The 14,139-nt window shown below is 46.4% G+C and carries 10 protein-coding genes and 1 pseudogene; 6 read left to right on the top strand and 5 right to left on the bottom strand.

What is annotated here, in order from left to right; all coding sequences use genetic code 11:
• Nucleotides 1-50 precede the first annotated feature (50 nt).
• The gene (locus D8S93_RS12700; protein ID WP_048624681.1) at nt 51-1,451 is read right to left on the bottom strand and encodes a tryptophanase; all 1,401 of its coding nucleotides are present in this window, start codon (nt 1,449-1,451) and stop codon (nt 51-53) included.
• A 300-nt stretch (nt 1,452-1,751) separates the two neighbouring features.
• Nucleotides 1,752-2,996, bottom strand: coding sequence for an NADH:ubiquinone reductase (Na(+)-transporting) subunit B (locus tag D8S93_RS12705; RefSeq protein ID WP_047007977.1), 1,245 nt, complete (start codon nt 2,994-2,996; stop codon nt 1,752-1,754).
• A 162-nt stretch (nt 2,997-3,158) separates the two neighbouring features.
• On the opposite strand from D8S93_RS12705, the gene D8S93_RS12710 reads away from it, so the two are divergent.
• From D8S93_RS12710 to D8S93_RS12725, 4 genes and pseudogenes are all read left to right on the top strand, one after another.
• Nucleotides 3,159-4,547, top strand: coding sequence for a cytochrome ubiquinol oxidase subunit I (locus tag D8S93_RS12710; protein WP_104972232.1), 1,389 nt, complete (start codon nt 3,159-3,161; stop codon nt 4,545-4,547).
• Between the two features lie 11 nt (nt 4,548-4,558).
• Nucleotides 4,559-5,556 (top strand): annotated as a pseudogene (cydB, locus tag D8S93_RS12715) (cytochrome d ubiquinol oxidase subunit II).
• Entirely contained in the window at nt 5,556-5,654 is a 99-nt protein-coding gene (locus D8S93_RS25415; protein ID WP_074189740.1) for a DUF2474 family protein, read from the top strand. Before cydB ends, D8S93_RS25415 begins: the two are co-directional and overlap by 1 nt.
• Nucleotides 5,655-5,730: 76 nt before the next feature.
• Nucleotides 5,731-6,135: a cystatin gene (locus D8S93_RS12725; RefSeq protein WP_152813501.1), complete on the top strand. Its 405-nt coding sequence runs from the start codon at nt 5,731-5,733 to the stop codon at nt 6,133-6,135.
• 31 nt (nt 6,136-6,166) lie between these two features.
• On the opposite strand, the gene lhgO is transcribed toward D8S93_RS12725, so the two are convergent.
• From lhgO to D8S93_RS12740, 3 genes are all read right to left on the bottom strand, one after another.
• The gene (lhgO, locus tag D8S93_RS12730; RefSeq protein WP_152813503.1) at nt 6,167-7,408 is read right to left on the bottom strand and encodes an L-2-hydroxyglutarate oxidase; all 1,242 of its coding nucleotides are present in this window, start codon (nt 7,406-7,408) and stop codon (nt 6,167-6,169) included.
• An 8-nt stretch (nt 7,409-7,416) separates the two neighbouring features.
• A complete protein-coding gene (locus D8S93_RS12735) occupies nt 7,417-9,540 on the bottom strand; it encodes a TRAP transporter permease (RefSeq protein WP_009705104.1) in 2,124 nt (707 codons plus the stop codon).
• 88 nt (nt 9,541-9,628) lie between these two features.
• Nucleotides 9,629-10,639, bottom strand: a complete 1,011-nt coding sequence (locus tag D8S93_RS12740; protein ID WP_134645369.1) for a TAXI family TRAP transporter solute-binding subunit — start codon at nt 10,637-10,639, stop codon at nt 9,629-9,631.
• An 836-nt stretch (nt 10,640-11,475) separates the two neighbouring features.
• Between D8S93_RS12740 and brnQ the strand changes: the two genes are divergently transcribed.
• Together brnQ and D8S93_RS12755 are read left to right on the top strand one after the other, a co-directional pair.
• A complete protein-coding gene (gene brnQ / locus D8S93_RS12750; RefSeq protein WP_152813506.1) occupies nt 11,476-12,786 on the top strand; it encodes a branched-chain amino acid transport system II carrier protein in 1,311 nt (436 codons plus the stop codon).
• Between the two features lie 103 nt (nt 12,787-12,889).
• Complete coding sequence (locus D8S93_RS12755) at nt 12,890-14,098, top strand: sensor domain-containing diguanylate cyclase (RefSeq protein ID WP_046873888.1); 1,209 nt, start codon at nt 12,890-12,892, stop codon at nt 14,096-14,098.
• Nucleotides 14,099-14,139: the final 41 nt, after the last annotated feature.

Consider the following 14,139-nt stretch of genomic DNA (forward strand, 5'->3'; position numbering starts at 1 on the left):
AAAAGGCCGCGAAACTCGCGGCCTTTTGCTTTTCTATATTCAAACCTTAATTAATCGATTTCTTTAAACCGAGCAGTAAAGTGGCGCAGCACTGGTGGTTCATACTCAAAAGTGAGCCCTTTTAACTCATGTGCACGATTTTTCAGCTCGATAATCGCATCCGCAATGTAATCCATATGGTCGTTGGTATAGACGCGGCGTGGAATGGTCAAACGCATTAATTCTAACTCTGACGCTTTTTGTTTACCCGTATCAGGGTCACGACCAAGCAGTAGTGATCCTATCTCTACTGCTCGAATACCCGCCTCCAAGTACAAGGCATTACACAATACCTGCGCAGGGAACTGATCCGTTGGAATATGTGGCAAAATCTTAGCGGCATCCACAAACACTGCGTGACCACCCGTTGGGTATTGAATTGGAATACCGCCTTCACGTAAGCGCTCACCTAAGTATTGAACTTGGCTAATTCGGTAGTGAAGAAAATCTTCATCTGCCGCTTCATACAAACCGCGAGCGAGCGCTTCCATATCACGCCCAGCCATACCACCGTATGTCACAAATCCTTCCATGGGTACACAACGTGTCTGCACTGCTTGGAACAACTCTTTATGATCACGAATACAACACATACCACCAATGTTTACCATCGGGTCTTTCTTAGCCGACATGGTGAGCATGTCACCGTATTGGTACATCTCGCGAATGATTTCCAGAATCGATTTATCTTCGTACCCTTCTTCACGCTGCTTAATAAAGTAGGCGTTCTCACAGTAACGAGCCGAGTCAATCACCACTGGAATATCGTACTTGGTTGCAATCTCGTACACGCTGCGCATGTTTTCCATCGACACAGGCTGGCCACCGGAGCTATTACAAGTAATCGTGGTGATAATCGCACAAATGTTATGTGAACCGTGCGCTTCAATTGTTGCCACCAGCTTATCGATATCAAAGTTGCCCTTCCAATCATAAGGCGTAGTGGTGTCGAATGCTTCTTCCGTTACCACGTTAATTGCTTTACCGCCATTGAGCTCGATGTGACCCGCGGTGGTATCAAAATGGTAGTTCGATATAAATACTGGCGTTTCACCACCACGCACTTGACGCATACGCTCAATCAAAGCTGGGAACAAAATTTGCTCGGCACCACGCCCTTGGTGCGCAGGCACGGTGAGCTTGTAACCAAAGAAGTGCTCTACTGCATCACACAGGTTGTAGTAATTTCGGCTACCCGCATAGGATTCATCCCCCATCATGATGCCAGCCCACTGATTATCACTCATGGCACCAGTGCCAGAGTCAGTCAGCAAATCGATATAAACATCATCACTACGAAGAAGAAATGGGTTATAACCCGCTTCTTTTAACGCGACTTCACGGTCTGCCAAAGTGGTCATTTTGATTGGCTCAACCATTTTGATACGGAAAGGTTCTGGAATACGTTTCATTGTTAATTTCCTTATACGCATTGCCCTACGCGCTATCACGTAAGACTAAAAAAAACAAATAGATAAAATGCTTTTCAATGCGGTTGCATTGAGGAAATCAACGAGAAGAGATTTTACTAAGAAGAGACAAGCAGTAGTCTAGGTTGTACCAGAACGACAGCACCAAACGGCTATCGAGAATATCCTTTATTCTCATCGTCTTCGTCCTCCTGATAAAAATAAAAAGCCAGAAACCCCATGTTTCTGACCTTTTCAATATAGTGCAGTTTTCAATCAACTTTCAGTGAAGTCACCCTCATTTTAAGAAGGTCTCGCCCTTTTCATTCTGCGTTTGATATTACTTTCTTTGACTAAATAATCGAAAAGTGGCGCGAATAAGTTAGCAAATAGAATCGCTAACATGATGCCTTCTGGATAAGCTGGGTTCAGCACTCGGATAAAAATCGTCATCACACCGATTAATAGTCCGTATGCCCATTTACCGCCATTGGTAAAAGCCGCCGAGACAGGATCTGTCGCCATAAAGAAGGTACCAAACGCGACCCCACCAATCACGAAGTGCCAGTAAAACGGCATGGAGAACATTGGGTTAGAGTCCGAACCGATCGCATTCAATAATAATGAAGCCGCCACTAAACCAACCAACACGCCTGCAACGATTCGCCACGACGCTATCTTCATAAAGATAAGAATAAAGCCTGTTAATGCAATCAACAGCGTGGAGACTTCACCCATCGAGCCTGGCAGATTACCAACAAGAGCATCTCCCCATGAAATTGGCTGTCCCGTCATACTATTTATCAAGGCACTTTGTCCACCTTCATACCATTGGCTCAGCGGTGTAGCGCCAGAGTAACCATCTGCCGCAACCCAAACAGCCCCGCCAGACATGTTAGCGGGATAAGCGAAGTACAAGAAGGCTCGCCCTGCTAGTGCCGGGTTTAAGAAGTTTCGCCCCGTACCACCGAAAATCTCCTTCGCCACAACAATACCGAAAGTGATACCTAAAGCCGCTTGCCACAGTGGAATTGTCGGAGGAAGGATCAGCGCGAATAGTATAGAGCTGACAAAAAAGCCTTCGTTCACCTCATGCTTTCGAACAATAGCAAACAGAACTTCCCAGAAACCACCAACGATAAACACCGTCGCATAAACCGGAATAAAGTAAGTGGCGCCAAGCCACATTTTACTTGCCCACCCCGCCTGTGAAACCGCATCTAACGAGCCCCATACCCAACTCAGTTGCCACGAAGAGGCCAGCGCTTGCTGAGCTGAGGCTTGATCCATTCCATACAACAAAGCATCGCTGGACTGCTGACCTATGTTGTACATACCCCAGAACATGGCAGGGAAGACCGCCAGCCACACCATGATCATAATACGTTTTAAATCGATGCTATCTCGAACGTGAGTCATGCCCTGGTTAACCTTACCAGGCGTGTAAAAAATGGTTTCGACAGCTTCGAACAATGGATAGAACTTGTGATACTTCCCACCTGGGCCAAACTTAGGTGTCGCTTTCTCAAAGTAGTGTTTAAGGCTCATAACAACTCCTCCTTTATCTAAAAGATGGTACGCACTGCCGTAAAAAGCGATCGTTTTTTAATCTCTTAGCCTTCCTTCTTCGTATTCCATTTTGTTCGTCGCTCTTCCCTCATCTCTTCTAATTCGGCGAACTGTTAATTCGAAACTTAAAAGGGAATGCCCATGGATACACTCGCCATCGATTTAGCCAGATTCCAATTTGCCTTTACTGTCTCTTTCCACATCATTTTTCCAGCGTTTACGATTGGTTTGGCAAGTTACCTCGCCGTGTTAGAAGGCTTGTACTTAAAAACGGGCAACAAACAGTACATGCAGATCTATAAATACTGGCTCAAAATCTTTGCCATCAGTTTTGGTATGGGTGTGGTAAGTGGCATCGTGTTGAGCTATCAATTCGGGACCAACTGGAGCGTGTTTGCCGACAAAACAGGCCCAATCCTAGGCCCGCTAATGGGCTATGAAGTTTTTACTGCGTTTTTCCTCGAAGCGGGCTTTTTAGGCGTGATGCTTTTCGGTATGGATAAGGTAGGCAAGAAGCTTCACTTCACCGCGACTTGTATTGTTGCATTCGGGACGTTTTTGTCTGCGTTTTGGATACTTTCGGTTAATAGTTGGATGCAAACACCAGCGGGCTACAGTATCAACGAAGCCGGACAGTTTATCCCAGAAGACTGGTGGGCGATTGTCTTCAACCCTTCCTTCCCTTACCGGCTCGTTCATATGTTGCTCGCCGCTTACCTTACTACTGCCTTTGTTGTAGCCGGCGTTGCCGCTTATCACTTACTAAAAGCAAACCATAACCCTCTAGCCAGAATTATGTTCTCGATGGCAATGTGGATGGCTGCCATCGTGACACCAATTCAAATCGTTGCTGGAGACATGCATGGTTTAAACACCCTTGAACATCAACCTGCCAAAGTTGCCGCGATGGAAGGGCACTATGAGTCTCACCAAGGCGCGCCATTGATTCTCTTCGGTATCCCTAACGATAAAGAAAAACGTATGGAATACGCACTAGAAATCCCCAAACTCGGTAGCTTGATTTTAACTCATGACCTAAACGGCAAAGTAAAGGGGTTAGATGCTTTTCCTGAGGAGGAACACCCTCCTGTCTCTATCGTTTTCTGGTCTTTCAGAGTAATGGTCGCGCTTGGTTTTGCCATGCTTGTTATTGGCCTGTGGAGCCTATGGCTAAGAAAACGTCGCAAACTTTTTGATTCAAGAACACTTCAACGTATCTGCGTACTGTTTGCCCCAGCGGGATTCATTGCGGTTTTAGCAGGCTGGATAACCACTGAAGTCGGTCGCCAGCCTTACACTGTGTATGGTCTTTTAACCACAGCCAATTCGGCATCGCCTATTGATGCCGCCGCGGTGAGCGTCTCCCTGACGGCGTTCATCGTGGTTTACTTTGTGGTTTTTGGAGCAGGCTTCTTCTACCTACTGCGTTTGATGCGCAAATCTCCAACTCGTTATGAAGAAGGCTTAGACAGCCGACTTCCTGATGGCACGAAAACCGATGCCATCGCACACTCTAACCATCTAACCTAGGAGGCTAGCTCATGGATTACGCATTAATTTGGTACGCTTTGATCGGGCTCGCCGTTCTGATTTATGTCGTGTTAGATGGCTTTGATCTCGGTATTGGTATCCTATTCCTCAGCGCTAATGACGATGAAGAGCGCGACATGATGATGAACAGCATCGCTCCTGTTTGGGATGGTAATGAAACTTGGCTAGTTCTTGGCGGTGGTGGGCTTTTTGCCGTGTTCCCCCTCGCCTACGCGGTCATTATGCCAGCACTCTATGCTCCTCTGATTTTAATGCTGCTCGGGTTAATTCTGCGCGGGGTTTCTTTTGAGTATCGCTTCCGAACACAACGCGGAAAGTTTTTATGGGATAGCGCTTTTTTCATTGGTTCACTCACCGCGGCATTGATGCAAGGCTTATGCTCGGAACCCTGCTCCAAGGTATAGAGGTTAGTGAACGAGCATACGCAGGTGGATGGTTTGATTGGCTTTCACCATTTAGCGTATTTTGTGGCCTGGCGCTTGTTTGTGCTTATATTCTGCTCGGTTCATGCTGGTTATTAATCAAGCTTCCAGAAGAGCTGATGGGGCGTTACTACGTGGTCGCGCGACGATGGGGACTAGCGATGGTAGCCTGTATATTCATCGCCAGTTTGTGGCTGCCATTGAGCCAAAATATCGTCTTTGAACGTTGGTTCTCATTACCAAACTCACTACTGTTTTTCATATTACCAATTATTGCAGCGGCACTCATTTGGCAGCTATTCAAAGCCTTACTCGACCACAAAGCCGTCCGAGCCTACGTTCTTGCCATCGGCCTGTTTCTTGTTTCCGCGATGGGTTTCGGTGTCAGTACATTTCCTTACTTGGTTCCCTTCGCACTCACTTATCAAGACGTCGCCGCGCCAGATAAAAGTTTGGCATTTTTACTTGCCGGTGCGGTGGTATTACTTCCTCTGATCATAGCCTACACGGCTTATTCGTATTGGGTTTTCCGCGGTAAGATGAAACGTGGAGAGGGATATCACTAATGAAACTAAAACCCATTTTGTGGTTCATTGGTATTTGGCTGGCAAGTGTGGTCGCCTTGTTTATCATCAGTTCGTTGATACGAGCTGCGATATTGTAGGCCAAGAGTCTACTGCACCACATCTGAAGTCATTGAGGTCTATACTCAAGCAAGAGTAAAACAACGGAGTGTTTTTATGACCTTAAAGCAGATTCTGGCAACTTTGATTCCTTTGACAGGTCCACTGTTTTCACCAAATGCATTGGCCGTAGACAAGCAGGTGTCATCCGCCATGAAAAGTAAAATGCGGTCTATTTGCTCCACAACAGACAAACAGGGCCACTGGCAACTTGCTGAAGCAACTCCTGACGCCAGACGCTCACTCAACATGGTGCTTTATCAAATGAATGCCGATGATAAATTGAAAGCAATTCATGAGGTGAGAACGAAAATGGTCGGCGGCACCCATTATGCGTTTGAGTTCGAGTTGCAAGATGGCCAAGTCTGGAACGCGATAGTCCTGCACAGTGCCCGAGGCGATTACATGATCGAAAGGCACGCCAAGAAAGGTGAGCTTTGCCCTAAAGAAGGCGAGTCATAAAACCTCGCTTCAAATATAGCAAAGGCGACAGTTACGTCGCCTTTGTTTTATACCGTTTTGCCTCTATCTTCTCATTCACCTTATCGCAAATGTACTCCCCAATGGGCATTGCAGATGTCGCAGCAGGAGAGGGGGCGTTGCAAACGTGCAAGCTTCTTGCGCTCTCGGCAAACAAGAAATCATGAACCAAAGTGCCATCAGATAACACCGCTTGTGCGCGAATACCCGCAGGATATGGTTTGAGATCTTCTACCTTGATGCTGGGGCAATATTTGTTGACCAACTTGAGGTAGCCCGGCTTCCACCACGAGTTCTTAAACTCATCCAGTCCGGTTTTTAGATGCTTTTGTGTCACTTTCCAGAAACCGGAGAAACTGAGCATTTGCATGGTATCTTGCAGGCTAAAGTTAACCTTGTCGTACCCTTCTCGCTTCCAGCCTTGCACCGCATTTGGACCTACGGTCACACTGCCATCAATCATGCGAGTCAGATGGACGCCCAAGAATGGCAAGTCAGGGTCGGGAATTGGATAAATAAGATGATTCACCACTTGGTCGTGTTTGCTATCCAAGCGGTAGTATTCACCACGATAAGGGATGATCTGAAAGTCAGTTGGAATACCCATCATCTTAGTCATACGATCCGCCATCAAGCCGCTGCAAGTAACCAAGAACTTGGTATTCAGTTGCATGGTTTGACCGTCTGAAATGCAGGTCAATTGGACTTCTTCGTCCTTCTCTTCGGCAGCCACCACTTTAGTTCTCAGGCTAATTTGCCCGCCGAGTTTTTGGAACTCTTCCGCCATCTGCTCAGTGACCAAACGATAATCGACAATACTGGTGGTTTTAACATAAATCGCGCCCAAGCCAGTGATGTTTGGCTCAGCCAGTTTGAGTTGAACTTCATCGAGTAGCTTTACGTCGATGCCGTTTACATGGCAGCGCTCATAGAGGGCATTCATGCGTTCGACTTCTTGCTCGTTGGTCGCAACCAGCAACTTGCCACAGTTCTCCACCGGAATATCGTGCTCAGCACAGAACGAAATGGTTCGCTCTACCCCACGCTTACAAAAGTCGGCTTTTAAGCTACCCGGCGCGTAGTACACACCAGCATGAATTACGCCGCTATTGTGTCCAGTTTGGTGCTTGGCAAAACCGGACTCTTTCTCAACCAATAAAATGGATTTGTCTGGGTGACGTTGCTGCAGTTGCCATGCTGTCGATACGCCAACGATACCGCCACCAACAATGATGTAGTCATAGACTGATTTCATACGACCTCTTATAAAACCGATAGTTGAGATTGTTGCAATTTGAACTTGCGACCACTGTAAATGAACACCGCGACAAATACCGCGCAGCTTGCCACACGAACCAACATTGGGATGTCGTGCCAAACCAGCAATGTACCCACCACTACCAACAAGAGACGCGTCAGAATGTTTAGAGGACCTTCCAAGTAGCCTTCAATCGCACCAATCAATGCATAGGTACCGATGATGGCAAAGAAACCTACAGTGATCACCGATGTCACATCCCAACTCACCAAACCTGTGTAAGCAATCAACAACGGAACAAGATATAAACCTTTGGCGATTTTCCACGCCATCAAACCGGTGCGCATTGGCGGTGTTTTAGCGATGGTTGCCGCAGCAAATGCGGTCAAACAAACTGGAGGCGTAACGTTGCTGTCTTGCGATAACCAGAAGATGATGAGGTGAGCAGCCAGCAATGCCAAACCTACCGCTTCCATACCCAAGCTTTGTTCTAGCAGGGTTTCCATAAAGTCCGCAGGTACTAGCGCCACCATTTCTTTCGCGGTTTCCAACGCCATTGGAGCATTAAGCAGTTCCAGCTTTTCTGGCGCCGCCAACATAAAGATGGCTTTTGCTTGTTCAGGCAATTGACCCGATACCATCAATTCAAGCAATTGGTTCTCTGCAATCAACTTGTAAAGCGCAGGGGCAGACAGTGTACCCAATACAATATACGCCGCTGTCACAGGTAAACCCATACCCAAAACAAGAGAAGCGAGCGCAATCAGAACGATCATGATGAACAAGTCACCATTCGCCCAACCGTCGATCATCAATGAGAAGGTGTTGCCGATGCCTGTTGTACTGATCACGTTGATCACCAAACCAATACCCACCAGCAATACGGCGGTTGTCGCCATGTTTTTCGCACCTTGTGAAAGTGCTTCGATGATCGCTTTTGGTCCCATCTTATGATCTTTCGAGAACCAAGAAGCCACCACTACTGAAATGATCGACAAGCCAGCAGCGTAAGTCGGTGTAAAGCCTTGAACCAACAAAGTAACCAATACCGCCAGCGGGATAAGGTTGTGCCAACCGCTGATCAACACTTTCAGTAGAGATTCATCGCTAGTCGTGATTTTTTGAACGCCGCTGCGTTTGGCTTCAATACGCACAAAGAACGCCACAGACAAGAAATAGATAAGAGCAGGAATGAAAGAAACGGCAATAATATCAACATAAGGAATTTGCGTGTAAGACGCCATGATGAAAGCGCCCGCGCCCATTACTGGTGGCATCAACTGACCACCTGTCGACGCTGCAGCTTCAACCCCCGCCGCAAAGCGTGAAGGGAAACCTGCTTTTTGCATCAAAGGAATACTGATAACACCGGTGGAAACCGTATTTGCCACACTTGAGCCAGATACTGAGCCCATCAAACCGGAGCCAATCACCGCAATAAAACCGGGACCGCCGATGATTTTGCCTGCCGCAGCTCGTGCCACATTGATGATGTAATCACCAACACCAGAGCGAACAAGAAACGCACCAAACAGAATGAACATAAATACAAAAGTCCAACTGATGCGCGAAATAGAGCCAAACATGCCCTCAGAAGAATAAAAACTGCGGTAGAGCAAGGTTTCCATGCTCAAACCCGGGAAATGGAAAATGCCTGTCGCCCACTTACCCCAAAGCACAACGTAACTCAGACACACCACAATCAGTACAGGAATAAACCAGCCCATTGTGCGTCGGATCAGCTCAATCACAATCAAAATTGCCATGATGGCGAAGACCCAATCGCTGGTCACAAACTTCACGCCACGCTCATACAGCGCATCTTCGGCATAGGGAATGTAGAGCAAACACGCGACCGCGCCCATGGCAATTAACACATCAATGCCGAGTGCAATCTTACTCTGCTTGAGAGAGATATGAGCCGGATACCAAAGCGCACAAATCACCGCAAAGCCAGCAAAGTGGGTCGCGGAAATCCATAACTCTGGTAACGTCGATAAGGTATTAAACCAAATGTGCAAAGCAGACAACACCACGCCAAACACTGTGATTGTGGTGGTTACCCACGGAAAATCAGTGCGCGTGGGCAGCTCAAACTTCTGCAATTCCTTTTCTATTGAGTCGCTCATCTCATACTCCAAGCTCTGGCGGCTTTTTCCATCTTAAAAATCGGTAGGGATAAAATGCCCCGAGCCAAAACTCGGGGCGAAGTTGGCGTTATTTCGCCATTAGATCTGATGGGATTTCGATGCCCATTTCTTTGTAGTAACGTGCCGCACCTGGGTGAAGAGGCACTGGCAAGCCAGCGATCGCTTTCTCAATCGCCATTGCTTTGGTTGCTTTGTGGATGCCTTGTAGGAAAGGCAGGTTCTCGTATATCGCTTTGGTTAGCTGGTAAACGTCTTCTTCCGAGATATCTTCACGAACTGCCAAGAAGTTTGGCTGTGCAATGGTGGTGATCGGCTTATCTAGACCCGGGTACGTGTTCGCTGGGATCTCGTACTTCGTCCATAGGTTGTAATTGCCGTTCGCCTTTTTGATTTGCTCGTCAGTAAACGAAAGAATCGAAATGTCTTTACCCAGCGCAGCAAAAGCTTGAGTGACCGCACCAACAGGTACACCTGCAGGCGTGTTCATACCGTCAATGGTGCCGTTTTGAAGTGCGCTCGCACTGCCGCCGTAACCCATGTAAGCAAGGTTGAATTTATCAGGATCTACCTTCAGACCTTTCATGATTTGGCGACCCGAGTTCTCAGTACCAGAATTCTTCTTACCGATAGAGAACTTTTTACCGTCTAGGTTGTTCAGATCTGTCACCGTGCCAGTTTTTGCTAAGTCAGAGCGAACAATAAAGTGCTCAACGTTTTGCCACAGCATAGAGACTGAACGCAGTTGTTCTTGACGACCGCTCTTCTCATAAGGACCTTCACCAGACCAAGCCCAAGCACCGTAAAGACCTTGTAGGATCGCGAACTGTGCTTCGTTCTCGTTCAGCAGTTTGACGTTTTCACCAGAGCCCGCAGAGCTGATTGCAGAAAGGGAGAAGTGGTGCTTTGGTGCCAATTTCACTTTGCTTAACGTCGCCAACGCTACGCCCACAGGGTAGTAAGTACCACCTGTCGATGCCGTAGCAAGAATGTAGCTACGGTCCTCTGCCGCAGCGTTAGCCGCAATACCAAAAGAAGTCACAGCGACAGCCAAAGCTTTTACCAGCTTATTCATTTTCATTATTACTCTCCGTGTAGTCGTTTCACGATTGGGGATTTACATCATGTTAAATCTTTATTAACAACAAATTCCCTAGAGCAATTGAAATGCCAACTTTTAACCCTTTGTATTTATTGAACTAAGCGCTGAAAGACATCAAAAATGAGCAAAATCATGCTGATTTGATAGCAAAGTAGTGAGCAAGATCTTGCTCATTGAAGAGAAGGAGGTTGCACGCCTAGAGCGCAAAAGGTTAATAAAATGTGATCAAGACAAAATAAATGCACGATTGGCTGATAAGCAATATTTTGCCGATGCAATTTTGGATTGAACTGCAACTAATGAGCGTCTTAACAATAAGAAGAAAAAGCGCATCATTCTAAACTGCTCACTTTATCAGCGGAGGTTTATAGCCTAAACGACTACAAATAGCACAAAAATACAGCAAAACAAGCCATGTTACAGAATTGATAAGTCATTTATTCTAATTTTGAATTAAAAAAGCAGTTCGATCCACCAGTTCAGAAACAAACATTGACCGTATAAACTTATTTTCTACTTCGGGGTTGTGCCAATAGCCTCATGTTCGTTAGGGTAACAACACGCCAAGGCAAACCTATTCCTTGGTATTTTTTCGTCATTAATGATCACCCATGTCAGCAACTGCGCAATTACAATTCGCTTTAAAACGCCCATCTGGCGTTGCTGCTGCGATCCTCCTGCTCTCTCTGAAACTGATTCAGAGCTGACAGGCTATATCTAAACTTTCTGTCAGCTTGAGAAGAAGCTGACGGGAACACCACATACTCCTCCCATTCCTTTCAGTTTCTTCCAAGCGAAACATAAGAGGAATAACAATGTTAAGCGCACGTAATATCGCCGCTTTGGGCTTCATGACTTTCGCCATGTACTTAGGCGCAGGTAACCTGATCTTCCCTCCATTTTTGGGTTATCAAGCAGGTGAAAACTTTCTGAGCGGGATGTCTGGCTTCCTCTTAACAGGCGTAGGTCTGCCTGCGTTGGCACTGGTGATGGTGGCTATCGTAAACGGTTCAGACAAATTAACCGCCGCCCTACCTAAACCTTTGGCGACCAGTTTTTGGGTGATGGTATTTATCGTGATTGGCCCTGCGTTCGTGATTCCGCGCGCAATTACCGTGGCTTACCAATTCAGCTTTGCGCCAATGTTTGGTGATGCAGCTTTGGTGCCTTTCACAATTGCTTTCTGCGTTATCACTATCTTGTTTGCGCTGTACCCGGGCAAATTGGTCGACAACCTAGGAAAGATCTTAACTCCTGCATTGATGGCTATTTTAGTGATCATGTCTGTAACCGCTCTGGTTTACCCAGCCGGCGAGCTTACTACTGCAACGGGACCATACGTATCTGGCGCATTTGCTGAAGGCTTGACTCAAGGCTACATGACAATGGACGCGCTAGGCTCTATCGGTTTTGGTTGGATTATTTTCCGTGCGATTCGCAGCATGGGTGTGGATTGCCCGAAAGCCACCGCAAAATACACGCTAATCGCAGCTTTGATGTACGCGGTTGCCATGGCATTTGTTTACATCTCATTGGCTTACATTGGTTCGACGAGCTCGTACTTGGGTTCTGAGTTCAGCAATGGTGGCGACATCTTAACGGCATTCACCTTCAGCCACTTCGGCGCATTTGGTTCACTATTACTTGGTGCCGTGATGGTATTGGCGTGTTTGACTACTGCTATCGGCGTAACCACCGCAGGCAGTGAGTTCTACGACAACACTTTCAGCAAAGTGAACTACAAAGGCTGCGTTATCACGCCCATGGTATTGGCAGGTTTGATCGCCAACGTAGGTCTGGAGCAACTATTGGCTATCACATTGCCAGCGGTTGTGGCGCTTCACCCAGTAGCAATTGCGTTGATGATCATGGCACCAGTGCGCAACAAGATGTCGCAAATCATGGTCGTCGCGACGGCGTTCACTGCTCTAACGTTTGGTTGTGTTGATGCGCTGCACATCCTAGGTTACATGCCAGATTCCACCGATGAGTGGATGGGTAATTACATGCCTCTGTACAATGACTTTGCTAGCTGGATTATGCCTAGCGTATTTATGATGATTGTTGGTCTGCTGTTTACGACGAAAACCAACCAAACCGAACAATTCGAGCTGGTAAATGAATAGCCGTTTAACATAAGACATCACTCAATAAGTAAGTTAATATGTAGTTCGCTTATTGATATCAGGCAAAGGAGTTGCCTGAACTATGGATTGATGTGGAGCGCTTATGGACAATCAGTATTTAGACATCAGAACGCTCAACTTTATCGTTATTCTGTTCTCTTGCATTTACTCAATCAGTCTACTTTGTTACCAATACACACAGAAAAAAATCAAAGGCTTAAAGACTTTTTCTCTCTCGCTGTTATTTATTGGTTTTGGGCCTTTTTTACTGGGATTTAGAGGCTCCGCACCAGATTGGCTTACCATCGTCATAGCTAATACGCTCATATTAATCGGCTTCTTGCTTACGCTTTACAGCGTGAGCATTTTTCGTCAATTCCCTCTAAAACTGGCCCACTCACTCGCTTTTTTAACGCCCATTTTCAGCGGTTCGTTTTATTATTTCACTTTCCATGACCATTCAATTAAAAGCCGTATCATTTACTTAAGTGTTTATATCTGCATCGTTACGTTTTTTAGTGGGATCGCCATGCTGAAAGGCACTAAGCAAGACCAAAAACTCCCAACCATAGTGATGGCGTGCTCCTTCTTTTGCTTCAGTATTTTTATGGGCTTCAGAGCACTTTGGAGCGCTTTCGCCAATGAAGTGCCAAATTTTATGACCGCAGGTTTTATCCACCAGATGACGTTTTTACTTAGCATCTGTCTGATTGTCGCTATGAGCTTTAGCATGTTGTGGCTAATTAATGGCCGCTTGATACAGTCAATCAATGATCTCTCACATTTAGACGCTCTCACAGGGCTTCATAATCGTCGCGCGATGGAAGAAATTGTTCCAAACCTTGTTAATCAAGCTCACAAACGGAACCAATCAATAAGCATCATCATGACCGACATGGACGAGTTCAAAGTAATTAATGATCACTACGGCCATACGGTAGGCGATTCCGTCATGGCTACGATTGCCGCTATCTTTAAGAAACACCTCCCAGAGTCAGCTTGCACAGTACGATTTGGTGGTGATGAGTTCATGATTGTTTTACTTGAAAAAGCACAACGCGCCAAAATTGTTGCCGAGCAAATTCGCCTGGCGGTGGAAACTGAAGCCTCATTGCAGTCATTCGAAAATGAGATCACCATGAGTTTTGGAATCAGTGAGTTATCAGAGGGACAATCGCTTCACGAGGTCGTTGCTGAAGCAGACGAAGCGCTGTATAGCTCTAAACATACGGGCAGAAACCAAGTCACCTTGTTTGGAGAAGGGAAAGGCCTAACTTATAAGTTTGTCCCAACTCCCTCAAAGAGCGCTTAATCATATTTGTGACGCCCATAGCGGTAAATCAGCTTAAAAAT

Origin of the sequence: Vibrio sp. VGrn 2 (assembly GCF_009361695.1) — a bacterium.
GTDB lineage: Bacteria > Pseudomonadota > Gammaproteobacteria > Enterobacterales > Vibrionaceae > Vibrio > Vibrio diabolicus.